The 25928-nt window shown below is 48.4% G+C and carries 26 protein-coding genes; 17 read left to right on the top strand and 9 right to left on the bottom strand.

What is annotated here, in order from left to right; translation table 11 throughout:
• The first annotated feature begins 92 nt into the window (after window positions 1-92).
• The 3 genes from IC230_RS15420 to IC230_RS15410 all read left to right on the top strand — a co-directional run bounded on the left by IC230_RS15420 (window position 93) and on the right by IC230_RS15410 (window position 2977).
• On the top strand, window positions 93-815 hold the full coding sequence (locus IC230_RS15420) for an endonuclease III domain-containing protein (protein ID WP_191039934.1): 723 nt from the start codon (window positions 93-95) through the stop codon (window positions 813-815).
• A 187-nt stretch (window positions 816-1002) separates the two neighbouring features.
• Window positions 1003-1845, top strand: coding sequence for an SDR family oxidoreductase (locus IC230_RS15415; protein WP_191039933.1), 843 nt, complete (start codon window positions 1003-1005; stop codon window positions 1843-1845).
• A gap of 232 nt (window positions 1846-2077) precedes the next feature.
• Complete coding sequence (locus IC230_RS15410) at window positions 2078-2977, top strand: helix-turn-helix domain-containing protein (protein ID WP_191039932.1); 900 nt, start codon at window positions 2078-2080, stop codon at window positions 2975-2977.
• Window positions 2978-3046: 69 nt separating this feature from the next.
• On the opposite strand, the gene IC230_RS15405 is transcribed toward IC230_RS15410, so the two are convergent.
• From IC230_RS15405 to IC230_RS15390, 4 genes are all read right to left on the bottom strand, one after another.
• A complete protein-coding gene (locus IC230_RS15405; RefSeq protein ID WP_191039931.1) occupies window positions 3047-3853 on the bottom strand; it encodes a hypothetical protein in 807 nt (268 codons plus the stop codon).
• Between the two features lie 62 nt (window positions 3854-3915).
• The gene (locus IC230_RS15400) at window positions 3916-4404 is read right to left on the bottom strand and encodes a hypothetical protein (protein ID WP_191039930.1); all 489 of its coding nucleotides are present in this window, start codon (window positions 4402-4404) and stop codon (window positions 3916-3918) included.
• An 82-nt stretch (window positions 4405-4486) separates the two neighbouring features.
• Entirely contained in the window at window positions 4487-5470 is a 984-nt protein-coding gene (locus IC230_RS15395; RefSeq protein WP_191039929.1) for an OmpA family protein, read from the bottom strand.
• 262 nt (window positions 5471-5732) lie between these two features.
• Window positions 5733-6638, bottom strand: a complete 906-nt coding sequence (locus IC230_RS15390; protein ID WP_191039928.1) for an arginase family protein — start codon at window positions 6636-6638, stop codon at window positions 5733-5735.
• Window positions 6639-6793: 155 nt separating this feature from the next.
• Here IC230_RS15390 and IC230_RS15385 point away from each other — a divergent pair, with 155 nt between their 5' ends.
• From IC230_RS15385 to IC230_RS15375, 3 genes are read left to right on the top strand one after another with little or no spacing between them, the layout of a single operon-like run.
• Window positions 6794-7810: a threonine aldolase family protein gene (locus IC230_RS15385; protein ID WP_191040151.1), complete on the top strand. Its 1017-nt coding sequence runs from the start codon at window positions 6794-6796 to the stop codon at window positions 7808-7810.
• Between the two features lie 4 nt (window positions 7811-7814).
• Entirely contained in the window at window positions 7815-7976 is a 162-nt protein-coding gene (locus tag IC230_RS15380) for a hypothetical protein (protein ID WP_191039927.1), read from the top strand.
• Between the two features lie 2 nt (window positions 7977-7978).
• Window positions 7979-9577, top strand: a complete 1599-nt coding sequence (locus IC230_RS15375) for a bifunctional GNAT family N-acetyltransferase/carbon-nitrogen hydrolase family protein (RefSeq protein ID WP_191039926.1) — start codon at window positions 7979-7981, stop codon at window positions 9575-9577.
• Between the two features lie 95 nt (window positions 9578-9672).
• Here the strand turns inward: IC230_RS15375 and IC230_RS15370 are convergent, their stop codons facing one another.
• A complete protein-coding gene (locus IC230_RS15370; RefSeq protein ID WP_191039925.1) occupies window positions 9673-10110 on the bottom strand; it encodes a ribosomal maturation YjgA family protein in 438 nt (145 codons plus the stop codon).
• 172 nt (window positions 10111-10282) lie between these two features.
• Here IC230_RS15370 and IC230_RS15365 point away from each other — a divergent pair, with 172 nt between their 5' ends.
• Both IC230_RS15365 and IC230_RS15360 read left to right on the top strand, forming a co-directional pair.
• Window positions 10283-10690, top strand: coding sequence for an RrF2 family transcriptional regulator (locus IC230_RS15365; protein ID WP_191039924.1), 408 nt, complete (start codon window positions 10283-10285; stop codon window positions 10688-10690).
• A 63-nt stretch (window positions 10691-10753) separates the two neighbouring features.
• Entirely contained in the window at window positions 10754-11398 is a 645-nt protein-coding gene (locus IC230_RS15360; RefSeq protein ID WP_191039923.1) for an NAD(P)-dependent oxidoreductase, read from the top strand.
• A gap of 46 nt (window positions 11399-11444) precedes the next feature.
• Here the strand turns inward: IC230_RS15360 and IC230_RS15355 are convergent, their stop codons facing one another.
• Window positions 11445-12323 (bottom strand): glycerophosphodiester phosphodiesterase family protein, encoded by an 879-nt coding sequence (locus tag IC230_RS15355; protein ID WP_191039922.1) that lies wholly within the window; start codon window positions 12321-12323, stop codon window positions 11445-11447.
• Window positions 12324-12422: 99 nt separating this feature from the next.
• Between IC230_RS15355 and IC230_RS15350 the strand changes: the two genes are divergently transcribed.
• Together IC230_RS15350 and IC230_RS15345 are read left to right on the top strand one after the other, a co-directional pair.
• Window positions 12423-13448, top strand: a complete 1026-nt coding sequence (locus IC230_RS15350) for an LLM class flavin-dependent oxidoreductase (RefSeq protein WP_191039921.1) — start codon at window positions 12423-12425, stop codon at window positions 13446-13448.
• Window positions 13449-13495: 47 nt separating this feature from the next.
• Window positions 13496-14050, top strand: a complete 555-nt coding sequence (locus IC230_RS15345) for a Uma2 family endonuclease (RefSeq protein WP_191039920.1) — start codon at window positions 13496-13498, stop codon at window positions 14048-14050.
• Window positions 14051-14082: 32 nt separating this feature from the next.
• Here IC230_RS15345 and IC230_RS15340 read toward each other — a convergent pair whose 3' ends face one another.
• The 3 genes from IC230_RS15340 to leuS are packed head-to-tail and all read right to left on the bottom strand — an operon-like array spanning window position 14083 to window position 17640.
• Window positions 14083-14484: a type II toxin-antitoxin system VapC family toxin gene (locus tag IC230_RS15340; protein WP_191039919.1), complete on the bottom strand. Its 402-nt coding sequence runs from the start codon at window positions 14482-14484 to the stop codon at window positions 14083-14085.
• On the bottom strand, window positions 14484-14711 hold the full coding sequence (locus tag IC230_RS15335; protein ID WP_191039918.1) for a hypothetical protein: 228 nt from the start codon (window positions 14709-14711) through the stop codon (window positions 14484-14486). Before IC230_RS15335 ends, IC230_RS15340 begins: the two co-directional genes overlap by 1 nt.
• 46 nt (window positions 14712-14757) lie before the next feature.
• A complete protein-coding gene (gene leuS, locus IC230_RS15330) occupies window positions 14758-17640 on the bottom strand; it encodes a leucine--tRNA ligase (RefSeq protein ID WP_191040150.1) in 2883 nt (960 codons plus the stop codon).
• A gap of 148 nt (window positions 17641-17788) precedes the next feature.
• Between leuS and IC230_RS15325 the strand changes: the two genes are divergently transcribed.
• The 7 genes from IC230_RS15325 (at window position 17789) to IC230_RS15295 (ending at window position 25926) form a co-directional block, all read left to right on the top strand.
• On the top strand, window positions 17789-19627 hold the full coding sequence (locus IC230_RS15325; RefSeq protein WP_191039917.1) for a hypothetical protein: 1839 nt from the start codon (window positions 17789-17791) through the stop codon (window positions 19625-19627).
• A gap of 132 nt (window positions 19628-19759) precedes the next feature.
• Window positions 19760-20953 (top strand): S8 family peptidase, encoded by a 1194-nt coding sequence (locus IC230_RS15320; RefSeq protein ID WP_191039916.1) that lies wholly within the window; start codon window positions 19760-19762, stop codon window positions 20951-20953.
• A 72-nt stretch (window positions 20954-21025) separates the two neighbouring features.
• Complete coding sequence (locus IC230_RS15315; protein ID WP_191039915.1) at window positions 21026-21598, top strand: Crp/Fnr family transcriptional regulator; 573 nt, start codon at window positions 21026-21028, stop codon at window positions 21596-21598.
• 75 nt (window positions 21599-21673) lie between these two features.
• Window positions 21674-22123, top strand: coding sequence for a DoxX family protein (locus IC230_RS15310; protein WP_191039914.1), 450 nt, complete (start codon window positions 21674-21676; stop codon window positions 22121-22123).
• A 151-nt stretch (window positions 22124-22274) separates the two neighbouring features.
• Window positions 22275-23210: a sterol desaturase family protein gene (locus IC230_RS15305; protein WP_191039913.1), complete on the top strand. Its 936-nt coding sequence runs from the start codon at window positions 22275-22277 to the stop codon at window positions 23208-23210.
• 340 nt (window positions 23211-23550) lie between these two features.
• The gene (locus IC230_RS15300; protein WP_191039912.1) at window positions 23551-24618 is read left to right on the top strand and encodes a sulfite exporter TauE/SafE family protein; all 1068 of its coding nucleotides are present in this window, start codon (window positions 23551-23553) and stop codon (window positions 24616-24618) included.
• Window positions 24619-24702: 84 nt separating this feature from the next.
• Window positions 24703-25926: a trans-sulfuration enzyme family protein gene (locus IC230_RS15295; RefSeq protein WP_191039911.1), complete on the top strand. Its 1224-nt coding sequence runs from the start codon at window positions 24703-24705 to the stop codon at window positions 25924-25926.
• The last annotated feature ends 2 nt before the right edge of the window (window positions 25927-25928 follow it).

Below are 25928 nucleotides of genomic sequence, written 5' to 3'. Positions count from 1 at the left end.
AGCCCTAAGTTGCCTCGTCATAAACATTACTATTGAACACGGGTTCAAGTACAAACAAAGGCGGCTGACATTTCAGTTGCCTTTGTTTTTCTATGGAATCAGCTTCCTCTTTAGCGACTAAAACCCTTGAGGCCCACGAACGCCTTAACGAGTACTACGGCGTTCAGGACGTTTACGGACGGGCCGATCCCATGCATGAATTAGTCGGCACGATTCTGTCGCACCGGACAACGCACGACAATGAGGTGACGGCTTATCGTACCATGCGTGAACGATTTCCGACTTGGGAACAGGTTCGCGACGCGCCACTCACCGAGTTGATTGACGCCATCAAAACGGCGAATTACCCCGAAGTTAAAGCGCCGTATATTCAGAATCTGCTGGCACATCTTTTCCGGGAAACGGGCAAAGCAAACGTTGATTTTCTGGCTGATCTTTCTACCGAAGACGCCATGAAGTGGCTGACTGATCTCCCTGGTATCGGTCTAAAAACGGCTACGCTCCTGCTGCTTTTCAATTTTCGTAAGCCCGTTTTACCAGTCGATACGCATGTTTTCCGCGTTACGCAGCGATTAGGATTGATTGGGCCAAAAGTCAGTGCTGAGAAAGCGCATGGTCTATTACTGGCCTACTTACCGCAGGATGCTACGGCACTGTTCAACTTCCACAAGCATTTTTACTGGCACGGCCAGCGAGTCTGTACGTGGTATTACCCGAAGTGCGGTGAATGCGTGCTACGTTCCATGTGTGATTTTTACGAATCAGGTCGCACAACTGTCTTGAGCAGTACACCTAGTCGAAAGCAGTCCAGATAACAGTTTTTTGATGTGAGGTCGGTTTCTCAAAACCGACCTTAACAACTACTCTTGCTTTCCCTCTCCTTCTTCATTGTTTGAATTTGACAAGGATTCGTTTGAAACGCACACGAAACAAAATTTGCTGTGCCTCTACCTTTGTCCCGTCGACAACTAACAGAAATATCCGTTTAAAAACACAAACACAATGAAAACCCAAGTATGGTTTGTAACCGGGGCATCGCAAGGTTTAGGACTCACCTTAGTAAAAAAATTAGTATCAGCAGGCTATAAAGTGGCAGCAACCTCCCGCAATGGGAATGAACTGAGCCAAGCCGTAAACGCTGGCTCCGACGTATTTCTACCGCTGACGATGAATCTAACTGATGAAGTAAGCGTCGGGCAGGCCATTCGTCAGACTATAGAACATTTTGGCAGAATTGATGTCGTCGTCAACAACGCTGGTTATGGATTGGTTGGCGCTCTGGAGGAACTCAGCGATGCCGAAGCCCGACAAAATTTTGACATCAACGTATTTGGTTCGTTAAACGTAATTCGCCACGTATTGCCTCATTTACGGCAACAGCAGTCGGGACATATTTTTAACATTTCTTCGATTGGTGGCTTTACAGGGGCATTCGCCGGATTTGGTATTTATTGCGCCACCAAGTTTGCCATGCAAGGCTTCACAGAATCGTTGTCTGACGAAGTGAAACCATTTGGCATTAAGGCTACCGTTGTTTACCCGGGCTATTTCCGTACGAACTTCCTGAAGGATAGCTCGCTGAGCGTTCCTAAAAATCCAATCGACGCATACCAGAACGTGCGGGATACGCAGGCCACTCACCAAAATAGCTACAATGGCAACCAGCCGGGCGACCCGGAAAAAGCAGCCGAACTGTTAATTGACATCGCGGAACAGCCCGAACCTCCCCTGCATTTATTTCTGGGACAGGATGCGTATGAGCTGGCTGAGGCAAAAATTAAATCTGTACAAAGCGACATGAACGACGTACGGGATAAGGCTACAGCAACGGGGTTCACTGAATAGATAACCGAAAGAAAAGCGTTGCCAGTAAATAGTTCCTGGCAACGCTTCCTCCAGAAAAACGTATTTTCCTCATTGAAGCTGTTTAGGATTTCGTTTTTAAGGTGTTTTTGTCAATCCTAAACAGCTCCATTGTTTGAATCCCACAAGCGTAATCAATGTTGAAAAAATGGGATTAACGATGTAGATTGCGTTATTCCTTCTTTATGTCTATTTTGATTTAGCTTACACGATAATGCTTGGGCAGCAAACACTGGAAGATTTCTACCGGGAAAAACTCAACTGGATGCCGGAGAATTTAAAAAAGGATATCGGGCATTTCAACGTCTTCAGGCTGGAAGATTGTATGGGAGCCGGAAAAACGCCCGTGCAGTATAGTCGCCGGGAGTTTTATAAAATTACCCTCATGCGGGGACGGCATGCCTATCACTACGCGGATAAAAGCATCGAAGTGTCCGGCGCTACGTTGTTGTTCTTCAATCCGGATGTTCCTTATGCGTTTGAACCCCTATCCGACGATTCATCGGGCTGTTTCTGCATTTTTAAGGAAGCCTTTTTCACCAATCATGTTCGGGGTGGAATTCGGGAATTACCCATGTTTGCGCCCGGTGGTAAGCCCGGTTACGTACTGACCGAAAGCCAGGATAAGCACGTAAGTGGGATATTTGAGAAAATGCTGGAGGAGATTGGTTCGGACTATGTTTATAAATACGATCTCCTCCGCAATTACATTACGGAACTGATCCACTACGCCTTAAAAAGCAAACCTACTGAAACGCTCTATCAGCACATAGACGCCAACGCGCGAATCACGGCCGTTTTTACGGAACTTCTTGAGAGACAGTTCCCGATTGAGTCGCCTACTCAGCGTTTTTCGCTACGTTCTGCCCGGGATTTTGCTGAGCAACTGGCTGTACATGTCAACCACCTGAACCGCGCCATACGTCTGACCACTGGCCGAACCACCACCGATCATATTTTCGAACGACTGTCGAACGAAGCCAAAGCGTTGCTGAAACACACATCCTGGAACGTTTCCGAAATCAGTTACTCGCTGGGGTTTGAAGATCCGGCTCACTTCAACCATTTTTTTAAGAAGCATACCAACATGACTCCTTCTTCTTTCCGAGCATAATTATCAAAGAAAAATCCCCGCTAACTAACGTATCAGTGGGGATTTTTTTACAAGGTTGACTAAGGATTGTTAGCTCTTTTTACCATATTTCCGTTCATAAAAGCTCTTCGCTTGACCAACCCAATTGTCGCGTTCGATACGTCCGGGAAAGAATTCGACAATCTCATTAACCTTGTGAACATCTTCCTTCGTGAAGTTCGCGATCTGCCGGAACGTGTAGATGCCCAGGCTATGCAGCTTTCGTTCCAGAAAAGGTCCTACACCGACAATATCCTTCAGATCATCGGCTTCCGAAGCGACAGCCAGACCAATACGGTCGAAATTGAGTTCTGATGCGCGAGCGGCAATCCGATTCAACACTTCTGTTTCGCGATCCTGGGCCGGTGTAGTCGCAGCCGGTGTTACGATGACCGGCGACTCTTTGCCGAGTAAGGCTTCTTCAATTAATGGGAATTCAAGGGTTGAACTAATGGATGGTATTGTCTCATCAATTGGCGTTACGGGTTCATCCAGCGAAGGTAGTGGTTCAGCAATGATAGGCGCGGGCGTATCATCATGTGAATACGCGGGCAAAAGAGGATCGGTGGATACGAAGAACTGGGGCGTTTCGATAACGGGTTCGGGCTGAGTTTCTTCCGAAACGAACGTAGTGTCAGGCTTAGTTATTACTACGTCAACCGACGAACGACCACTCCCTAATTCAGCACGGCAGTTTTCGAGCTCAGCTTTTTTATCGGCCACTGCTGAACGTAACGTACTGACGCGACCCGACCGGACCAACCGTCCCAGCAACCAGCCAATAAAAGCTGCCAATCCCAGCAACAGCAGGATTTCGGCAATGGCCACCGGGCGACTAAAAGGATCTAATCCAAACATGTGTTATTAAAGTTTTTACGTTCCAGATTTCAGAACGCAAGAGAAGCTCTGAACCTTACAGTTTATTTCTTTTTCGCTAATTCTTTTGCCTGACTCACCCAGCGGTCGCGTTCGATACGTCCGGGGAAGAACTCAATAATATCGTTCACTTTCTCGATATCATCCTGATTGAAGTTGGCAATCTGACGGAAGGTATAAATATCAATCGCATGCAGTTTCCGCTCCAGAAAGGGACCAATACCGACAATGTCTTTCAGGTCGTCGGCTTCGTCAACGGATGCCAGACCGATACGTGTAAAATTGACTTCGCCAGCCCGTGCACGAATGCGATTTAGAATAATCGTTTCTTCATTGGATGCATCCGGAACAAGCCGAGCCCGCTGACAATCATCGACGGCATGACCAACGCTGGTCAGTTCGCTCTCGAGCTGGCTGATTACGTTCTGGCGGGAAACATAACCGATTATAAAACCCAACACGCCAGCCACAACCAGCATCAGTACATGCTGCATTTGCGCATCGGGTAAGTTAAGCGGGTTCAGTTCAAACATGATTATTAATGGTTACTATTGGTACGTTCACTGTTTCAACTCCCTGTGATTCAGCCTGAAATGTGAATCTGACAACTGTTTTTTATCGAACGACAACTGTTACGCGCCGATTGGCTTTACGACCCGACATTGTTTTATTATCAGCCTTAGGTTCGCTTTCACCTTTAGCGCTGACCTCAATCTGATCCGATTCAATTCCGGACTTGCGCAATTTGCTTTTTACGTCGTTAGCCCGATCACGCGACAGGCGCATGTTGGCCTCTTCAGGGCCAGTATTATCCGTATGACCAGTGAGTAAAAGTTTTTTGTCTTTATGAGAAGACAAGTATTTAACCGCTTCGTCAAAAAACTTCTTCGTCTCGTCAGTTTTGATGTAGTTAGCCTCGCCCAGTGGAAAATACAGATCAATCGGTTCGAATACGGACGTGTACTTTTGTGTTTCGGCCAGCTCTTTTTCCGTAATGGGTTCATCCATAACCACTAATGACGTAGTGGAAGGTGTGGTGGTAAGCTCTGTCTCCGTTGATTCGTTACCGCCGAAAGCAAAATCAATTCCTCCGTAGAGGGAATCGCCTTTGGCTGCAAACGGCAAATTTCGCTCCTCTCCTTTCGTTGTGATCGACTCGGCCGAAAGACCTTGCTGCACTAAATACTGCTTGATTCCTTCAGCACGTGCCAAGCCCAAATTCGGGAAATCAGTTTTGTTGACTTCAGCCGGTGAATAATAGCCAACGACTTCAAGTGTACGTCCTGAGTTGTTTTTAAGGTATTTGATCATCGGCTCCAATGAACCGCCCCGCCTGGATGGGCCCAATGTATTCATGTTCGCATTGGCACCCGACGTAGAAAAACTGAAATGTCCCGGCAATTCGAGTCGGAAACGGTTTCCGTCGGCAATGGTATACCCATCGGCACCAGCTGGCGTTGTCAAGAAGGTCGTATCACCCGACGTTACGTTCGATTGAGAAGCATCGGGACACAGATGTTTGATTTTGCAGACATGCCACCAGGTCGATCCGATCATCCAGAGAATGAGCAGAATAATCCAGGGAGTTTTACTTGTCATAGGAGGGGCTTGCGGTTTTAACTAACCTTATAATGGATTCTTTAAGTAAGAGGGACTTGCCTGAAAAGGTTGCTCAAAATTACGGGCAAGCTGTATAAATCCAAGATTATCAATAGTTCGACCAAGTAATTTCATGATTTATCCCTGTAAATCAGTTTATCTTATCAGGAGGAATCCGCTCCTGATAGATCGCTTTAGTTCATATAACCGTTTTAACTACGTTTTGTCTGCTTAATTCGCCTTGACAATAACCTCGTCTACGTCATTTTCGCTTCAATAAACCCCAAACCTCGTCCAGTTGGGCGATAAATTGGTACGTATACAAACCTGTGGGGTCCAGATCAGGGTCGAGAATGGTAATATCCAGGCCAATGGCCTTACCTGAGTCCAGCAAAGGAATTAGTAAGGATAGCAATTCTGCGTACGTTAATCCACCCGATTGACGGGAATCAACAGCGGGCATCAGTTCATCATTCAGGACATCAACATCCAGATGAATCCAGAAACCATCTAGCTTGTGCTGATCACTCATCTGTAAAAAACCACTTACACACGTTTCCGGGCCATCATCACGTAATCGATTCAAATCCCGATATTGAATTTGCGAGGACCGGATTGCTGCTACGTAGTCAGGGTCTTCGTCCCGATTTCCAACGCTCCAGACATGTTCTTCACGAACGTATGGCTTACGCCCATTGATATTAGTCAATTTCAACGGCCCATGTCCTGTAACAAGAGCCAGGTCCATCCCCGCAGCGCCACCGGTCTGTGATAATCCTGGCCAGGCAAAATCTGTGTGACCATCCAGGAAGAACAATCCGTATCGTCCGCGTTGCGATAAACCCAGTAGACAACCTAGTAAAATACTACAATCTCCTCCTATCACCAACGTAACAGACTGTTGATCAATAGTCTGTTTAACAGTTCGAGCTAGTTGTTGAGAATACAACGCAATATCATCTGCCTGACGAATTCCTGTTTTCGAATCGAGTTTACCAGAGTATGAGGCTGGTAATACAGTAATTGTCTGCGTGTCTTCTCCCAGATGAGTGTACAAACCTTGTTGTCGTACCCAGTCAGGTAGCCTGTTGACACCCGGCTCCCGATGATGGCTGGACGCTTTCAAACCCAGATTACTAGGCGCTTCGATAACCACTAGTTGTCTCATTATATGATTGCAGGAAGAGAATCCACAAAGTAATTCATTACGTTAATCGCTCAAAAAATACACGTTATTTCACGTATAAGGATCGTCTCTCGCTAACTTGCCAGTAGATACAACCCGTGGCTTTCCACGTAACAGCGGCCCGTCCGTACTACTCAATGATTATTGATCTGCGCAGTGATACCATCACGCAACCCACGCCCGCTATGCGCGAGGCTATGTTTTCTGCCCCGCTCGGCGATGACGTATTAGGCGACGACCCGACCGTTAATGCACTTGAAGCGAAAGCAGCAGCGATGTTTGGCATGGAGGCCGCCTTATTTTGCGCGTCGGGTACGATGACAAACCAGCTTGCGATACGTACCCATACCCGTCCCGGCAATGATGTGATCTGCGACTACCTTTCCCATGTCTATCAATACGAAGGCGGGGGTATTTCGGTGAATGCACTGGCGTCGGTCAGTCTGGCCCACGGCGAACGTGGTAAACTCACACCCGACCTGATACGCGAACATATTTATAATCCGAACGACAGCCACAAACCCGTCTCGCGATTGGTTGTACTTGAAAACACCGTTAACAAAGGTGGAGGTTGTTATTATACGATTCCCGAAATCTCGGCCATTCGACAGCTTTGCAACGAACAGGGCTTAATTCTTCACTTAGACGGCGCCCGATTGTTCAATGCCCTTGTCGAAACCGGCGAACCAACCGAAGCATACGGAAAACTCTTCAATTCAATCAGCATTTGTCTGTCGAAAGGACTGGGCTGTCCGGTAGGATCTCTCCTGCTTGGTAAAGCTGATTTCATTCGGCAAGCGCGACGATTCCGGAAACTGATGGGTGGCGGCTGGCGTCAGGCGGGTTTTCTGGCCGCTGCGGGCATTTATGCCCTCGATCATCACGTTGACCGGCTGAAACAGGATCACTCCCGTGCCCGCAAAATCGGAGCTATTCTTAACCAACTGCCTGAAGTGCAGGAAATCTACCCGATTGATACCAATATTGTCATTTTTCGACTTCCTGAAACAATACTGGCTGCGGATTATGTTACTCAATTAGACGCCAAGGGCATTCGCGGCATCTCATTTGGCAAGCACCTGGTGCGGTTTGTTACGCACTTAGACTTCACTGACGAACACGTCGAAAAAATGGCCTCGCTGTTAACGACCTGATTTGATGGAAAAAACACCAGACCAACCTACGTCATACGTTTATTTAATTCTGGGGATTTTCTTCGTGATGTTTGGCTTCCTGCTAAAAGGAATGATCGCCTTTACTGGCGTCGGCGCTGCTTTTCTTTTTATGTATTATAGACAACGGCGTGACAAAAAAGAATAATTATGCATATACAAACGAGAACTTTACAGAAATCCGACTATCATGATCTGAAAGAGACCATGATCGAGGTATATAGCGGCATTGGTGGCGATTACTGGCCCAAAAGCTCAATAACAAAACTGCTTAACATCTTCCCCGAAGGTCAGTTTTGCGTCGAAGTAGACGGCAAGGCGGTGGCCATTGCCCTAGCTATTCGGGTGAAATACGATGATTTTGGCGACAACCATACGTACTACGAAATTACGGGCGGCTACACCTTCAAAACGCACAACGACGAAGGCGATTATCTCTACGGAATTGAGGTTTTTGTCCATCCCGACTACCGAGATCTGCGGTTGGGTCGGCGGCTATACGACGCCCGTAAGGAACTCTGCGAGCAATTGAACCTGAAGGGTATTCTGGCCGGAGGACGTATTCCAAGCTACAACAAATACGCCGACGAACTGACCCCTCGTGAGTATATCTCGAAAGTAAAACAGAAGGAAATCTATGATTCGACGCTGACTTTCCAGCTCTCGAATGATTTCCACGTTCGCAAAGTGTTACGTGGTTATTTGCCCGGCGACTCGGAATCGAAGGAATACGCTACGTTACTGGAGTGGATCAACATTTACTACGTAGCGGAGAAAGATAAAAAACCGCACACGGACTCCATTATCCGGCTGGGCGTAATTCAGTGGCAGATGCGGTTGTTCAAAAACCTCAACGCGTTTCTGGAACAGGTCGAATTTTTCGTGAACGCCGTCAGCGATTACCGGGCCGACTTTATGGTGCTGCCGGAGTTTTTCAATACACCCCTAATGGCCGATTTCAACGATCTGCCAGAGCCAGTTGCCATCCGAAAACTGGCCGACTTTACCGAACCAGTACGTGATAAACTCTGCGAACTGGCCATTGCCTACAACGTCAATATTGTGGGTGGCAGCATGCCCCTCGTTGATGAAGATGGGAAGCTTTACAACGTAGCCTACCTCTGTCGACGCGACGGTTCGTTTGAAGAATACCGCAAGATCCACATCACGCCGAACGAAGTAAAACACTACGGTATGGTCGGCGGCTATGAGATTCGGGCGTTCGATACGGACTGCGGAAAAATCGGGATGCTGATCTGCTACGACGTCGAGTTTCCGGAACTAGGCCGGATTCTGGCGCAGCAGGGCATGCAAATTCTGTTTGTTCCATTCCTGACCGATACGCAGAATGGCTACTCACGGGTGCGCCATTGTGCACAAGCGCGGGCTATCGAGAACGAGTGTTACGTAGCGATTTCGGGCTGTGTCGGCAACTTGCCGCGCGTTCAGAATATGGACATCAACTACGCACAGTCGGCGGTATTTACGCCCTCCGACTTCCAGTTCCCCACCAATGCCGTGAAAGCCGAAGCCACCGCCAACACCGAAATGGTGCTCATTGCCGACGTTGATTTGAGCTTACTCAAAGAATTACACGAGCATGGCTCGGTGCAGGTATTGAAAGATCGCCGAACAGACCTGTACGACGTAACGCTGAAAAAAGCGGCTAAAAAAGCCCTGAAACAAAAGAAAGCATCGCCCGATAACGATCCAGAAGAAGTAGCTCCTGTGATTGTAGTAGCGGATTAGTTGGGTACTTTATTCGATGCCACAGCCTCAAAACTGTGGCATTTTTTTATGTCCTTTTCGCTTAACTTCCTTCCGTTAATTGTGTTCGAAAGCCTTTAGCTGTCCACCTTGCTTATCTGAAGACTCGGTTTCGGTCTGCTCTTATAACGACCGGGAATCAGATACGTTTCAACGAACACGCCAACTGCAATGCCCAGGCTGTAACAAAGTAAATCGCTCCATACAAACGAAAAACCCAGAACCAAGCCACCCAACCGCGTTGCCCGCAAGCTATCGATCCAGGGAGCGTGGTACAATTGGCTGATCTCAATGCCAAATGAGAACAGCATAGCTGCCAATGTAACGGTTTTCGTAGACCACTGCCTGAAGGTAGCAGCGAAACCGAAAAAGACCATCAGCGACCATAGTGCATCCCCGACATAAGTTTTGATAAATGCGATTTCTCCGAAAAAAGACCTGGACGCTAACCCCATCAGTACGACACTGATCATCAGTAGTCCATAAACAATTCGGCTTCGATTAAATACAAGCATTTTGTTAGGTTATGGCAATTTATCTTCCCTCTTACAAAAGCGAATGTAATCCTGAATTTATAGTCGTACACAAAAACTGCGCGACGTGCGAAAGATCTATTGTCAAAAACTTAAACTTTTTTCAATCCGGGAATCTTTTTTGCTTTTAATCTGTAACAATAAATACTACAGTATGAACGGACGATTCGCTATATCGATGCACATTCTTACACTGCTGGCGAAAGCCAACGGTGAATGGCTGACGTCTGAGTTCATTGCGGGTAGTATCAACATTAACCCGGTATTGGTACGGAAAGAAATCAGTAACCTACGTAACAGGGGCCTGGTAGTTAGTCGAGAAGGGAAGAACGGCGGCAGCGCATTAGCCAAACCAGCCAGCCAGATTCAGGTATCGGATGTATTTCTGGCAACGCGTCAGGGACCGTTTCTGGGATCATCCCGCAATACGCCCAATCCTGCCTGCCCGGTTGGTCGCCAAATTAACAAGCACTTAGACAATCTGTACCAGGAAGCCGAAGTAGCACTCATCCAAAAATTGGGCGATAGCACGCTTGATGAGTTTAGCCGACGGTTTGACTAATTTTTTTACCCAAAACTGTAACAAATTTTATTACAATATTTTTTTAATCAACCAAATACGCATATGAAACTGGCAATTATTGGAGCCTCGGGTTTTGTAGGATCGGCCCTCCTGGATGAAGCATTACAACGCGGACATAACGTAACGGCGATTGTTCGCCATCCCGAAAAAATAACGATCACGAATCCCAACTTAACAATCAAACAAGGTGATGCGCAGGATGCCGAGGCAGTAGCGGAACTCGTAGCGGGTCAAGATGCCGTTCTGAGCGCTTTCAACGCTGGCTGGGCAAACCCTAACCTGTATACAGATTTCCTGAAGGGCTGCGAGTCTATCGAAAAAGGAACCGAACAGGCGGGTGTTAAGCGGCTCTTAGTTGTTGGTGGAGCGGGTAGTCTGGAAGCGGCTCCGGGTGTTCAGTTGGTCGATACGCCCCAGTTTCCAGCGGAGTGGAAAGAAGGCGCTACATCGGCGCGGGATTACCTTAACGTTTTACGTAAGAACACGACGCTGGACTGGACCTTCCTGAGCCCGGCCATCATGCTGGAGCCCGGCGAACGTACCGGTACGTTCCGCATCGGCACCGAGCAGCCCGTTTTTGACGAAAAAGGCGAAAGCAAAATTTCCGTATCCGACCTGGCCGTTGCCATTCTGAACGAAATCGAGCAACCGCAATTCATTCAGAAGCGGTTTACAGTGGGGTATTGATTTATTAGTATGGCGTCGAATCAAGGAAGCCGACGCCATGCATCTTTTATTTATACAGTACCTTCGCCATTTCCAGCGGTCGGTCGGTGCTCATGATGTCGGCGCCATTTTGGGCAAAGGTTTTATAGATCTGATCACCTTTGGCGGCTGCCTGTTTGTCCAGGTTCCCCAACGTACCGAGGATGGTGGCAATGCCTTTCTGATGCAAAAACTGGTATAGTTCGGCGTCGGGTTCTTTCACACCCACAAACGCCACCATGCGGTTGTCGGGAACGCCCAGCTCATGCAGACGGTCGTACTCGGCGTGGTTACGAATTGTCACGGAAATCATCAGGTTCGGGTCGAGTTGATTGACTTTGGCCGCATCCTGGGCGTTGTACGTAATCACCACTACGTAGTCGTCGGCACCGGTTTTGTGAACCATGTCTACCACCTTCGCAAACGATACGTTCCGTTTCACGTCGAGGGTAAACGTTACCCGGTTTTTACCCCAGCGCAGTACGTCTTCCAAGGTCGGAATTTTGTAGGGCGTTACGTCCCCCAGGTTATCTTCCAGCCGATACGGGGCCAGTTCGGCGTAGGTTTTATCGATGAGTTTGCCGGTTCCGGTGGTCGTGCGGTCGAGGGTGACGTCGTGCATCATCACCATCACGCTGTCTTTCGTCAGGTCAATGTCGCACTCAATGATAATGGGCCGCGTTGGCGTACCAATCTGTTTGGCTGCGTAGGCAAACGACTCGATGCAATTTTCGGGATACCCTTTCAGGTCGCCCCCGCCCCGGTGAAACGAAATTTTCGGTTGCTGATTCGGTGAATACCGGAAGTACTCCGTTGCCCTGACAGCCGAGCGATTCGTGTACGTTTTGGGGGAACAAGCAGCAAAGCAAAGACTTAAACCGACTAAAATAAACGTTTTCAGGCGCATAACGAGGAGTATGTACCAACTGTGTAGTTGGAAGTAATTTTCAGGCAGGAACCGATCTGGCAAGTCCTTTTGTTGACTAAGCAGTAAAAATACTAGATTATGATTCCCTTTTCAATTCTGGATTTATCGCCTATTGTAGCCGGGAATACCGCTACCCAGGCGCTACGTAATACACTCAATCTGGCGCAACACGCTGAACAATTGGGCTATAATCGATACTGGCTGGCCGAACACCACAACATGCCGGGCGTGGCCAGTGCCGCTACGTCGGTAGTGATTGGGTACGTCGCAGGTGGCACAAAAACAATTCGGGTTGGATCGGGCGGAATTATGTTGCCGAACCATTCGCCGTTGGTCATTGCCGAGCAGTTCGGTACGCTGGAATCGCTCTATCCTGGCCGGATTGACCTGGGTTTAGGCCGTGCCCCCGGCTCCGATCAGGCAACGGCGCGGGCGTTACATCGGAACACGACCGGACCCGATACGTTCCCGCAGGATGTGGTTGAGTTGCAGCAGTATTTTCAACCCGATGAGACAAACCAATTTATTCAGGCGGTGCCGGGTACTGGGCTAAATATTCCGATCTGGATTCTGGGGTCAAGTTTATTCGGTGCGCAATTAGCCGCGATGCTTGGGCTTCCGTATGCGTTTGCATCGCACTTTGCGCCAAACGATCTGATGCAGGCGCTGGCGGTGTACAGAGCTAGATTCAAACCGTCGGAGCAATTAGAAAAACCCTACGCCATGGTAGCCGTCAACGTAATCGCTGCTGACACCGATCAAGAAGCCGAACGCCTGTTCACTTCCGTACAACAACAGTTTCTTTACATTCGAAGCGGCCGGGCCCGGCAAATGCAGCCCCCCATCGATGACATCCGTTCAAACTGGTCAGAGTATGAGCTGGCTGGTGTCGATCAGGCGCTACGTTTCTCCGCTGTCGGTTCACCCAAAACGGTACAGCGTAAACTGGCAACTATTATCGAGCAAACGCAGGCCGATGAACTGATTGTCTCTGCGCCTATTTTCGATCACGAAGCCCGCAAGTATTCGCTCACACTTACCACCCAGGTACGTAACGCGCTGGCGGCTCAGGAATCGGATGCCAATTTGATTCACAACGTGTGACAATTTCTTAATGTCCTGGTCGTATATTCACCCAAACAACAAACGCCATGGTACAAGCGTCCGGCCTTATACTTCCTCAAACGCTCGAAGCATTTATTGATTGGGAGCCCACAGATGGGTTCAAATACGAGTGGAACGGTGGGGAAATCATACGGTTTTCAGGCATGAAGAAAAAGCAGTACTTTATTTATGGTATTCTAAACCGGTTATTTAGTAAAAAAGGATATTATGAACAGGGAATGCTTATGGCTGAGCCAGACGTGATGCTCACGCCTATACAAATGCGCCGACCTGACATAGCCTATTTCACGTATGAGCAAGCTGAACGTGGTCGGAAGGGCGAGGACGTCATTCCCGCCTTTGTAATTGAGATTTTGTCGGAAACGGACCAGGCCTATCGAATTGAAGAGAAAATCACTGAGTACTTTAAGGCTGGTGTTCAGATAATCTGGAACATTAACCCAGAACAACAAGTCGTGTACGTGTATACATCGCGCAAACACGTAACGATCTGCCTCGAAGATGACATTTGCTCTGCAACACCCGTTTTGCCGAATTTTACGATCAGTGTCAATACGTTGTTTGCCCAACCCGAAGTCTAAAATCGCTCAGACACATATTCAGTGGCTAGGATTTAGACTTCAACTAAACGAATTGTTGGAACGTAAAGCCGAAAATTTTTATCTGCTGAAATAATCGGAATATTTTCAGAAAAAGCCGTAGCTAACAGCAACCGATCAAAAGGGTCGCGGTGGTTGTCGAACAGAGGAATTTGTTCGTATGCCGCGATATATTTTCTCTCAATAGGTAATAGCTGAAAGCCATCGTTAATCAGTTGAGTAGTCAGATTCTCAACGGATAAAGAAAACTCAGGAAGACGACCAATTTTTTGTTTGATCGTAATTTCCAGTAAGCTTACTTCGCTTACCAATATCGGATTATCCCGTAAAATCGTCTGCACAGAAGGAGTAATCTTCGATGGGCTAATAATACTCCAGATAACAATCTGCGTATCAGCCAAATAGATTTGCTCCATCACATATACTCTTTAAGATCATCTAAAGGTGCATTGAAATCATAGGGTATATTGTATTTACCTTCCAAACTCCCTAAACGCACACCTGCTGACGAACTTGAAGCAGCATTATCAGGCGCTGATTCATCCAGGAATAATATCACAACTTTTGTCCGACGGGTTGTTGGTGGACGTTCCGTCAGGGTTAATTGGCCATTTTCGTAAATGCCATTTACAGCGGTATACATAACAGCATCTCTTGGTTTATTTCAAATTTACCGTTTTTCCGACATCCTAAATCACTACGTTCACAATCCGTTTCGGCACGACCACGACCTTCTTCGGCGATTTGCCATCCAGCCACTTCTGAACGATTTCGTCAGCCAGTACTTCGCGCTCAATTTCGGTCGGGGCGCGGTCTATGGCGAAGCTGATGGTGGTACGTACTTTCCCGTTGATCTGAATCGGGTATTCGAACGCATCTTCGACCAGATACGCTGGGTTGAATGTCGGAAATTGCGCTTTTGAGATTGAACCCGCTTCGTTACCCAGAGCCGCCCATAATTCTTCCGTAATATGTGGCGCGTAGGGCGACAGAATCAGCACCAGATCCTGCAAAATGGCCCGCTTGTGGCAATTCAGCGTAGCCAGTTCGTTCACGCAGATCATGAATGAACTCACCGACGTATTAAATGAATAGGCTTCAATATCGCTCTCTGCTTTCTGAATAGTTTTGTGCAAAATTTTCAGTTCAGCGGGTGTTAGTTCGTCGTCCGTCACAATCCATGTGCTGGTTCCGTCAACGTTATCCTTATAAAATAACCGCCAGAACTTGCGAATGAAACGATATACGCCGTCGATGCCATTGGTGTTCCAGGGTTTCGCCTGTTCCAGTGGTCCCAGGAACATTTCATAAAGCCGCAGTACGTCCGCGCCGTATTTTTCCACGATCATATCGGGATTTACGACGTTGAACTTCGACTTCGACATCTTCTCAACTTCCGTTCCGACTACGTAGCGGCCATCTGATTCAACAATAAACTCAGCATTTTCCGTCAGATCAGGTCGTGATACTTTGAACGCTTCAATATCTAATACGTCATTTTCAACAATATTGACATCAACATGTAGTGGCGTTACTTCCCTCTCATTGATTTGATTCAGAGAGACAAGGACTGGAGCAATGCTTTCGGTTCCTGTTCCTTTTACACGATATACGAAATTCGACCGACCCTGAATCATGCCCTGGTTGATGAGCTTTTTGAAGGGTTCCTCCTGCGGTACGTAGCCCCGATCTTTCATGAACTTATTCCAGAAACGGCTGTAGAGCAAGTGGCCCGTCGCGTGTTCTGTACCGCCGATGTAGAGGTCTACATTTTGCCAGTAGTTAATGGCGTCTTTGCTCGCAAACGCTGCGTCGTTGTTTGGGTCCATGTACCGGTACCAATACCACGAGGAACCCGCCCAGCCGGGCATGGTGGAGAGTTCGTACTCATATCGGGAGCCGTCGCTCTGGCCTTTGTATTTCCAGTCCTCAGCGCGGCCTAATGGCGGTTCGCCGGTTTCGGTGGGCAAATATTTGTCAATGGCGGGCAACTCGAGTGGCAGATCACTTTCGTCAATCAGATAAGGCAGGCCGTCTTTGAAATACACCGGTACGGGCTCACCCCAATACCGCTGGCGACTGAACACGGCATCGCGCATGCGGTAGTTGATTTTGCCCCGACCCAAGCCACCTCCCTCCAGCCAATCAATCAGCGCTGGCGTAGCTTGCTGATACGTCATGCCATCGATGATGCCTGAATTGATATACCGCCCTTCTTTCGTATTATCAGCTTGCTGATCGATATCCTTCTGCGCATCCAGAATCGGAATAATCGGCAATCCGAAATGGGTAGCAAAATTCCAGTCACGTTGGTCACCCGAGGGAACGGCCATGACGGCACCCGTACCATAACCCGCCAATACGTAATCAGCCAGATAGATGGGTACCTTCTCGTTGTTGAGCGGATTGATGCAGTAGCTTCCCGTAAACACACCCGACACAGCTTTCGTATCGGCCATGCGGTCGCGCTCGGATCGCATTTTAGCTGCGCTCACGTAGGCTTCTACGGCTTCCCGCTGTTCGGGTGTCGTCAACTGCGACACCAGTTCATGTTCGGGTGCCAACACCATGAACGTAACACCGTAAATGGTATCGACGCGGGTAGTGAAGACTTCGATGAAGGAAGAAGGGGAGGAAAGGGACGAGGGGGAGGAAGGATTATATCCCTTCCCTACTTCCTGTTCTTTCTCCAATATTGGAAACTTCACACTCGCTCCCACTGATTTTCCGATCCAGTTCCGTTGCTGCTCTTTTAGCGATTCGGTCCAGTCGATGGTGTCTAAACCCGTTAATAAACGATCAGCGTAAGCGGTGATACGCATCATCCATTGACGCATCAGCTTTTGCTCAACCGGATAGCCACCCCGCTCTGATACGCCATCTTTCACTTCGTCGTTGGCCAACACCGTACCGAGCGCCGGACACCAGTTCACGACCGCATCAGCCAAATACGTCAGTCGGTATTTTAGCGTGATTTCATACGACTCCCGCGCCGACATCGCGTTCCACTCAGCAGCCGTGAATGTAGGCGCATCTTCGTCACAGACAGCATTAGCATCGGTTGTGCCGTTCCTGGCAAATTTATCCAGCAGTGTTTCGATGGGTTCGGCCCGGTCGGTATCCTTGTTGTACCATGAACGGAACAGTTCCATGAAAATCCACTGCGTCCATTTGTAATAATTCGGGTCGGACGTGCGGACTTCGCGGGTCCAGTCGAAACTAAAGCCGATATTTTTTAGCTGCTCGATGTACCGTTCGCGATTCTGTTCCGTCGTGATGGCCGGGTGTTGTCCCGTCTGGATCGCGTACTGCTCGGCAGGTAAGCCAAATGAATCGAAACCCATTGGATGCAGTACGTTGTATCCTTTCAGACGCTTGTACCGCGCAACGATGTCCGACGCAATGTATCCCAGCGGATGTCCCACGTGTAGCCCTGCTCCCGACGGATACGGAAACATGTCCAGTACGTAGTATTTAGGTTTATCCGTTTGCGTTTCAGGTTTGTACGTATCATGATCGTCCCAAAACTGTTGCCAGTATTTTTCGGTTTCGCGGTGGTTGTAGTCAGCCATAATTTTAGCGCGACGGAGAAGTCGCCGATATTCTTTTCGGCCGGTTCGGTGATCCGATTCCAGCCGCATTACTTAATTTCTTGCAAAAATAGCCGTTTACAAAGACTTTTGCCTATCCGCACCATCGATCAACCGGTAAACTCCGCGAATGAGCCAGCTTAGTCCGCCTGCCAACTTCTCTCTAACAAATGATTTTCAAGCGAATAACCGTCGGATAAACTGGCTATGGCCACTTATTTTAGCGCTTGTGACGGGGTTTCTAGGCAGCCGCGTCGTGCATAATTTTAGCCATCCGCTCTCCGACGGCAACGATACCGACCAGTTTGAATACGTAGGATACTTCTTCACTAAAAACCTCTCGTTCAACCCGTTCCCACACCTTAACCTGGTTAATACGCAGACGTTTTATCCGTATGGACTCAATCAGGTATTTCTGGACTGGGGATTCGAGCGTGACTACTGGTACCGACTTTGCTATCACCTGCTCGACGGTCCCGGCCCCTATCTCCAGTATTATTACGTGTATACGCTGGTCGTTGCCGCAGTCGGTACATATGTCCTGCTGCAACCACGATTTGGCGTCGCAAAAGCGCTAACCGCTGGTCTGATCGTTTCTGTTTTCAATTTCTACGGCTTGTGGAAATTTCCCGTACACATGAACGTCTGCATTGGTCATTGGACAACGCTGTGCATCGTTGCTACGTATCGATTGCTGTATGATATAGTCGAAAAAAAAACGGTTTCACTGGCGTACGTACTGCTGTGGATATGGCTGCACATACAGATACTTGGGCAGGAACTGGGTTACGTTGCCGGTTTCGCGCTGACGTTTACTACGTTAACCTTACCCGTTTTAGCGGTCGTTTTATACCGCCAATATTTCTCTGCTGTGGCTGCACCGGGTTTAAACCCGGTGCAGCAATCAACTGACTATCTGAAGGATGAATGGAATCAGCACAAGCCCGCCATTCTGTTCTGTTTGCTGTTGCTGCTGGTTAGCCTGTATCTGTATCTACCGCTAACGCTGCAAGTCGCCTTAACGGCCTGGGAATTTGATTTTGGCGCAGTACCGGAGATACGGGCCTGGTCGCATCCGGCGCGGTTGTTGATTCCGTTCTGGCCTGGTCTGGATGGCTATGCCATCCACTATGAACGCTGGCTGCACGATACGTTCGAAGGATATGGGCAGACGAGCCCAGGATTATATTTGGTCTTGTTGGCCGTCATTGGACTTTGGCAAACCCGACGTCGGGTGGCCATCTGGCTACCGATTGTTCTGACGCTGGCGTTTTGTCTGTTTTATCATCCCGTGGCGTTTCCGACGCTGAAACTGTTTCCCTGGTTTAGTTTCAACCGTCACGGTGGCCGGTCCAGTCTAGTGTATCCGGTGCTGTTCTGTCTGCTTGCTTTACCTATTAAATGGCCCCGGCAATGGATAAGCCAGATTGGGATACTTCTTCTGTTGGGACTGATGTTAAAAGAATGGCATACAGGCTATTCGTTACGGTTATTTCAGGGAACCAGCGTAGCGTCGGATAGCGTGTTACGGTATTGCGCCGTGATCCGTCAGCAACCCGGCGAGGCCGTGCTCGACTGGCCGTTCTGCACCGTTGGGGGCGATGGTGTAGGCAAAGCTGAAGGACTTTGCCCATACTATGATCAGCAGAATGCCGTCTTTACGTTCCGACGCTTTTACGACAAAAGTGGCGTTGGGCAGTATTTTGGGCGCCTGCATCCCGACCAGATCAAGCCGTTTCTACGCGATGGATGGCCTCAGCTGTTAACACCCAATCGCCCGTTCACGGAACAGGACTGGCAATTCATGGATGCGTTTTTACGCAAAAATAACTTCGCGGGCATCAACCTGTACCCCGATTTGTTATCTCCTCAACAGGTATCTGAATTTTACCAACGCTACGGTTCGCCAATTGCCGAAACCCGCTTTCCAGCCGCGGGGCGAGTTGTCTTTATTCCACTCAAAAAGTAACTGCTACGTCTACGAAATGCAACGTCTAATTCGTTTATAGCGTACAGCTAAGTAGATACCAAATTTGAGAGGGCGCATGGCATAACCTGTACGATTTATTCTTTCTCCACATATCGTTTTCGTACGTAGTTTATGCGACGTTTTCTCCCGTTCGCGACGCTTACCAATGTCGCTTTAATCGGTTTTGGATTGCTGGGTTGTCAGTCTGACAGCAGTATCGAACCGACCAGTATTGAAACCGACTGTTTAGTGAAAGCCTCCAGCAATACAGGCGTAGCTATTGCGGGTTCCTATATCGTTACGTATCAGCCAACGCAGTCGCTTCCCGTAGCGTCTGGTGCACGTGTGGCTGCCGCCGAAGTGCTTGTGGAGCAATTGCTGACAGATTATGCCGTTGCGGATCCCAAAGCAGAGGTTCTGGTAGCGGGCGAACAAACCAGCTTTCTGGCGCACCTGACCGAAAGCGAATCGGCAACATTACAACAGGACCCATCCGTTGCCTTAATCGAGCCCGACCGGATTATGTCTATGTGCAATTGCGTCGACGTAACGACTACCTCAACGCTCACCTGGAACGTAAAGCAGACAGGTTACGGCCGGGGCGATTTACAGACCACCAAAACGGCCTGGATTATTGACACGGGCATTGATCTGGATCATCCTGATTTGAACGTAGACACCCAGCGCAGTAAATCATTCGTTAGTGGAGAAACGTCAGCCGATGATCAAAATGGACATGGTACACACGTAGCGGGCATCATCGGGGCAAAAAACAATAATGTCGGCTTAACCGGCATTGCTTCTGGCGCTACGTTAGTCGCACTGAGAGTGCTGGACGAAGATGGTGAAGGCAAGCTGTCGGGGATTATTCAGGCGGTAAATTACGTAACACAAAACGGGAAGACAGGCGATGTTGTCAACCTGAGCTTGGGTGGCGAAGGCACGTCGACTACCCTCGACCGCGCCATTACCCAGGCCGCTAATGCCGGTATTTTATTCGCCATTGCCGCGGGCAACGAAGGCGTCAGCAGTGATAACATCTCGCCAGCGCGGGTGAATCATGCCAATGTGTTTACGGTTTCGGCGATGAACAGCCAGAATGCGTTTGCGTCCTTTTCGAATTTTGGCAGTAGCGTAGACGTCTGTGCCTATGGCGTTCGCATTACGTCGACCTACAAAGATGGCAGGTACGCTACGTTAAGCGGCACGTCGATGGCCGCTCCTCACGTAGCGGGTTTACTCTTCATCCGGGGCAATACGTTTCCTAAACACGGCACGGTAACCGGCGATCCCGACGGTACGCCTGACCCAATGGCGGGCGAGTAGTTCAACTTATCATTGGCAGGCAAACGGGCGTCAGCATTGGTCCTGACGCCCGTTTTTTTGTTTATTTACCGCATGAACAACCTCGACCGACTACGTCAGCGATTCGATACATTAGCGTCACAAACTGACGAAGAATGGAGCCAATTTGTGCCTGTTGTCGAGTCTGTGGACTATGAGAAGAATGATTTTCTACTTCAGGCAGGTCAGGTTGAAAACTACATTTACTACGTCGTTGAGGGCGTGGTGCGGCTTTTTCTGAATGATGATGGAAAAGACATTTCGCTCGATTTTGTTTTTAGCGACGACTTCGTTTCCGCATACTCATCCTTTCTGAGTAGCCAGCCGACCGTGTTTACCGTTCAGGCGCTGACGGACGTTCAGACATTACGGTTCAGCCGCACGAACCTGCTGACTTTATACGAGCAGTCGCACAAAGCGGAACGTATCGGCCGGATGATTGCCGAGCAGGCATTTCTGCGAAAAACCAGGCGGGAAGTCCAATTTCTGACCAGTAACGCCAAACAGCGTTACGTTCAGTTACTGGAACAAAACCCCATTCTGGTTCAGAAAATTTCGATTCGCCACCTGGCTTCGTATCTGGGTATTGAACCGGAAAGTTTGAGCCGCATTCGCCGGGAGGTTTGATTTCCTAACAAATGTTAGTGGATAGGGATTGGCGTTGCCGGAACTTTGGCCTATCAATCAACGGGTATTACTGACATGGCTTTCTTTTTTGGCTTACTATCAATTGGGGCGCTGTTGTATGGAATTGGTTGGTTCACCCAGACGCCTTATCTACTTGATCTGCATCAGGACGCGCTTTTAGCGGCCACAACGATGTTCGTACTGATTGGCGTGTCACACCTCCGCAAACCTGAACAACTGACGTATATGGTTCCCAAATTTATGCCGAATGCGCGGCTACTCGTTCTGCTTTCGGGCGTAGCGGAAATTGGTTTGGGCATCGGCTTATTGTTTCTGGTAACCCGGTTCTGGGCCGCCTGGGGACTTATTTTACTGTTGATTGCGATCTTCCCGGCGAACATTAACGTAGCGGTTAACAACCTTCCCCCCCCCGGTGGCCTACCAGCCAAACCCTGGTACGTATGGTCGAGACTTTTGTTTCAGCCGGTCTATATACTCTGGATCTGGTATGCGGCTTTAGGCTGAAGGACGAGCTAGTAATGAGAAAGTGACTAGTTCAAGCTTTCCTTATAGAATAACTCCTTGATTTTTCTGTATTCATTTCAGATTATCAAACTGGAAAAGTAAAAACCTATTAGTTTTATCCATAATACGCTTTCTGCGACTGCCTCAACTTATGCTAGACTCCCTATTTGGTGCCCCAGAAATTCCGCTTCATAACCTTCATTTACTCGAAAAAGACATACCCAACATTATCCTTTGGGCAGTACCGGTCATGTTGTTTTTCACGGTCATTGAGATGGTGGTGACCTATTATCAGGAAAGAGATTATTACGAGAAAAAAGAAACGATAGGCTCGATTCTTGTGGGTATCGGGAGTCTGATCGTGAATGCAATTCTTAAACTTAGTCTGGTTTATCTGTTTATCTGGGTCTATAATCAGTTACCCTGGCGGATGGAATTTACCTGGTGGACGCTCCTGCCCTGCTACGTTATTTATGATTTTTTCAGTTACTGGGCACACCGGGTGTCGCACGAACAACGGTTCTGGTGGGCAACCCACGTAGTGCATCATACGGGAGAACACTATAACCTGACGGTTTCGTACCGACTGAGCTGGGTACAGCATTTGAAGCTTATCTTCTTTATGCCCGTGGCCTTAATCGGCTTTCACCCCATCATCTTTTTTGTGACCAATCAAATCGCCGTGTTGTTCCAGTTCTGGGTACATACCGAATACATCCGTCGGATGCCCGCCTGGGTTGAATACGTTTTTGCAACCCCCTCGAATCATCGGGTGCATCATGGCTCTCAGGAAAAATACATCGATAAAAACTTCGGCGCTACATTCATTTTCTGGGATCGGTTGTTTGGTACGTTTCAGCCAGAGGAAGAGCAGGTTATCTACGGGATTACGACAAATATTGAAAACAAGGCGAATCCTTTAATTATCAACTTCCACGAGTTCATCGACATTTTCCACGATGTACGATCGGCAAAAGGACTTCGTCGTAAGCTGTTTTTCATTTTCGGTAGTCCGGTCAAAATTGCCGAAGAGAAAAAGCAGGTAACTGTTGGCCAGTCGCAATTGGTTGATAGTGAAGTTAATTAATCCGATACTCTGCTTTTTATAAGCCTCCAGATAACTCAATAAAAAACGGACGACACAGCATATGTCGTCCGTTTTTTATTGAGTTATCTGGAGTTTGGTATTTGGCAGTTTGCGGAGCAATGTAATCCCGAATTCACGTTATTCACAGAGAGTTAGCAACGTGTTTTGAAAAGTAGTTTGGTGCTTGCCTTGCATCTTTTCGCTTACGAAGCTTATCTTTGTTGCACTTTTGGTCTGGTACAGACGTTACTGGTCTAAAATGGCCTACAGGCAAGCGGCACACCAATGTGCCGTTTTTCATGAAAGAAATAATCCATTAAGTCGATAGACATTAAACCTTGTGCAAGAACCGATAGCCCCATCCACCAACCCGGCTACTCCTACATTGACTCCTTCACAACCGGAGATCGATCTTAGCGGACTTACGATCAACATTCAGGGAGCAAAAGCAGCCGAACAGGCTGATGCCATACGCGCAGCTTTTCCAACGGCAACTGTACGAACTCTTGTATCCCGGCCCATACTTCGCCGTCGGACCCGCACCGAGATTGCCATTTACATCTTTGCAGCTCTGGCTCTAATGGTTGTTGGGCATCTGCTGTTCAGTTACTTTACCCTGGATCGCCTGACGCTCATTGCCAGCACGGTCGACATTACACCAGACATTTTTTACTTTATCATGGCTGGGTTCGTGGCGCAAATGATTGATGGAGCTTTAGGAATGGCCTATGGCGTAACGGCCACTACGTTCCTGACAAGCGTAGGTATTAGTCCCGTGTTTGCAACGGCGAGCGTTCACAGTTCAGAGATTTTTACGTCGGGTGTATCGGGGTATATGCACCTTAAATTTGGTAATGTTAACAGTCGGCTGTTTAAAGTGGTTCTGATTCCGGGCGTTATTGGAGCTGCGCTAGGCGCTTTTCTGATCACAAAACTTGCGGATATGGAAGTGGTTGCCAACTACTTAAGTCCTGCCATATCAGTATATACGGCTATATTAGGTGTGTTAATTCTCAAAAAAGCGTTAGTAAAACATCAGAAGAAGAAGCCCGTCCGTCAAATTGGATTACTTGCCTGGTTTGGCGGTTTTGTTGATGCCATTGGGGGAGGTGGCTGGGGACCTATTGTCAACTCGACCTTAATTGCTGCCGGACGGCATCCACGGTATACAATCGGTTCGGTCAATCTGGCTGAGTTTTTTGTGTCCTTTGCTTCATCAGTGGTCTTTGCCCTTTTTGCGGGTCTGGATAATTATGGGATGGTCATTCTGGGCTTGATTCTGGGGGGAATGATTGCGGCACCCATTGCCGCCCGCCTGGCACAAAAACTACCCATTAAAACCATGATGATTTTAGTCAGTATTGTCATCATCATCGTAAGTTTGCGGAAGATTATTAAGTTCTTTTAAGCTATGATGTGGTGTCGGTTTTGAGAAACCGACATTTCGCGTCAGCAATAGTGTCGCTTTTGAGAAACCGACACCACAGACAATATGAAGAAACAAACCAAAGCCATTCGCATCCAAACAGAGAAATCGCAAAATCGCGAACACTCTGTACCGCTCTATCTGACTTCAAGTTTTGCGTTTGAAAGCGCCGAGCAAGGCAAAGCGCTGTTTGATGAAACCGAGGAAGGCAACATCTACTCCCGCTTTTCAAACCCTAACGTATCGGAGTTCGTCGAGAAGGTTTGCATGCTGGAAAATGCCGAAGATGGTATTGCGACGGGAACAGGAATGGCTGCGGTGTTTGCCAGTATGGCCGCTTTGTTAAAATCGGGGGATCATATTGTGGCTTGCCGGGCATTGTTCGGATCGGCGCACCAGATTATTACGCAGATTCTGAGCAAGTGGGGCATCACGCATACGTATGTAGACGCTACCGCTACCGAAGCTGAGTGGGAAGCGGCTATACAGCCGAACACCGGAACCGCATCGGCGGACCGGCCGGCCGCCAAAATGGTGTATCTCGAAACGCCATCTAACCCCGGTCTGGAACTGGTTGACCTGGACATGCTGGTGCGTTTGAAACAGAAATACGGTTTTATTCTGAACGTAGATAATTGTTTTGCTACGCCCATTCTGCAAACACCACTTGATTTTGGCGCTGATTTGTCTGTGCACTCAGCCACGAAATACATGGATGGGCAGGGACGTGTATTGGGCGGCATTGTCGTAGGCCGGGCCGATTTGATTCAGCCCATCCGGTTTTTTGCCCGGCATACGGGGCCATCGTTATCGCCCTTCAATGCCTGGGTTTTATCAAAAAGCCTGGAGACGCTGGATTTGCGCATGGAACGCCATTGCCGCAACGCCTTACAACTCGCCGAAGCATTAGATACGCACACAGACGTTGAGCGCGTGCTGTATCCGTTTCTTCCCTCCCATCCGCAGTATGATCTGGCTAAGCGGCAAATGAGTGCGGGCGGAGCCATCGTAACGATTGAACTGGAAGGTGGTTTCGAGCGCGTAAAAGCTTTTTTCGATGCCTTGACGATTCCTACCCTTTCCTCTAATCTCGGCGATTCTCGTACCATCGTAACCAACCCGAACACAACGACTCACGCGAAACTGAAACCCGATGAGAAAGCCGCCCTGGGTATCACACCGGGCCTGATACGTATTTCGGTTGGTCTGGAAGCCATCGAAGATCTGATCGAAGACTTCACGCAAGCAGTAGAAAAATCGGCCGAAGTCGTTAAAGAGAAAGTAGCCTAGCG

The organism is Spirosoma validum, from assembly GCF_014699035.1.
Taxonomy (GTDB): Bacteria; Bacteroidota; Bacteroidia; order Cytophagales; family Spirosomataceae; genus Spirosoma; species Spirosoma validum.
The sequence above is the reverse complement of the archived record's forward strand: the minus strand, read 5'-3'. Positions and strand labels throughout refer to the sequence as shown.

Coding starts and splice junctions, on each gene's coding strand:
- IC230_RS15420 (WP_191039934.1), top strand. CDS start 93: ATGGAATCAGCTTCCTCTTTAGCGACTAAAACCCTTGAGGCCCACGAA.
- IC230_RS15415 (WP_191039933.1), top strand. CDS start 1,003: ATGAAAACCCAAGTATGGTTTGTAACCGGGGCATCGCAAGGTTTAGGA.
- IC230_RS15410 (WP_191039932.1), top strand. CDS start 2,078: ATGCTTGGGCAGCAAACACTGGAAGATTTCTACCGGGAAAAACTCAAC.
- IC230_RS15405 (WP_191039931.1), bottom strand. CDS start 3,853: ATGTTTGGATTAGATCCTTTTAGTCGCCCGGTGGCCATTGCCGAAATC.
- IC230_RS15400 (WP_191039930.1), bottom strand. CDS start 4,404: ATGTTTGAACTGAACCCGCTTAACTTACCCGATGCGCAAATGCAGCAT.
- IC230_RS15395 (WP_191039929.1), bottom strand. CDS start 5,470: ATGACAAGTAAAACTCCCTGGATTATTCTGCTCATTCTCTGGATGATC.
- IC230_RS15390 (WP_191039928.1), bottom strand. CDS start 6,638: ATGAGACAACTAGTGGTTATCGAAGCGCCTAGTAATCTGGGTTTGAAA.
- IC230_RS15385 (WP_191040151.1), top strand. CDS start 6,794: ATGATTATTGATCTGCGCAGTGATACCATCACGCAACCCACGCCCGCT.
- IC230_RS15380 (WP_191039927.1), top strand. CDS start 7,815: ATGGAAAAAACACCAGACCAACCTACGTCATACGTTTATTTAATTCTG.
- IC230_RS15375 (WP_191039926.1), top strand. CDS start 7,979: ATGCATATACAAACGAGAACTTTACAGAAATCCGACTATCATGATCTG.
- IC230_RS15370 (WP_191039925.1), bottom strand. CDS start 10,110: ATGCTTGTATTTAATCGAAGCCGAATTGTTTATGGACTACTGATGATC.
- IC230_RS15365 (WP_191039924.1), top strand. CDS start 10,283: ATGAACGGACGATTCGCTATATCGATGCACATTCTTACACTGCTGGCG.
- IC230_RS15360 (WP_191039923.1), top strand. CDS start 10,754: ATGAAACTGGCAATTATTGGAGCCTCGGGTTTTGTAGGATCGGCCCTC.
- IC230_RS15355 (WP_191039922.1), bottom strand. CDS start 12,323: ATGCGCCTGAAAACGTTTATTTTAGTCGGTTTAAGTCTTTGCTTTGCT.
- IC230_RS15350 (WP_191039921.1), top strand. CDS start 12,423: ATGATTCCCTTTTCAATTCTGGATTTATCGCCTATTGTAGCCGGGAAT.
- IC230_RS15345 (WP_191039920.1), top strand. CDS start 13,496: ATGGTACAAGCGTCCGGCCTTATACTTCCTCAAACGCTCGAAGCATTT.
- IC230_RS15340 (WP_191039919.1), bottom strand. CDS start 14,484: ATGGAGCAAATCTATTTGGCTGATACGCAGATTGTTATCTGGAGTATT.
- IC230_RS15335 (WP_191039918.1), bottom strand. CDS start 14,711: ATGTATACCGCTGTAAATGGCATTTACGAAAATGGCCAATTAACCCTG.
- leuS (WP_191040150.1), bottom strand. CDS start 17,640: ATGGCTGACTACAACCACCGCGAAACCGAAAAATACTGGCAACAGTTT.
- IC230_RS15325 (WP_191039917.1), top strand. CDS start 17,789: ATGAGCCAGCTTAGTCCGCCTGCCAACTTCTCTCTAACAAATGATTTT.
- IC230_RS15320 (WP_191039916.1), top strand. CDS start 19,760: ATGCGACGTTTTCTCCCGTTCGCGACGCTTACCAATGTCGCTTTAATC.
- IC230_RS15315 (WP_191039915.1), top strand. CDS start 21,026: ATGAACAACCTCGACCGACTACGTCAGCGATTCGATACATTAGCGTCA.
- IC230_RS15310 (WP_191039914.1), top strand. CDS start 21,674: ATGGCTTTCTTTTTTGGCTTACTATCAATTGGGGCGCTGTTGTATGGA.
- IC230_RS15305 (WP_191039913.1), top strand. CDS start 22,275: ATGCTAGACTCCCTATTTGGTGCCCCAGAAATTCCGCTTCATAACCTT.
- IC230_RS15295 (WP_191039911.1), top strand. CDS start 24,703: ATGAAGAAACAAACCAAAGCCATTCGCATCCAAACAGAGAAATCGCAA.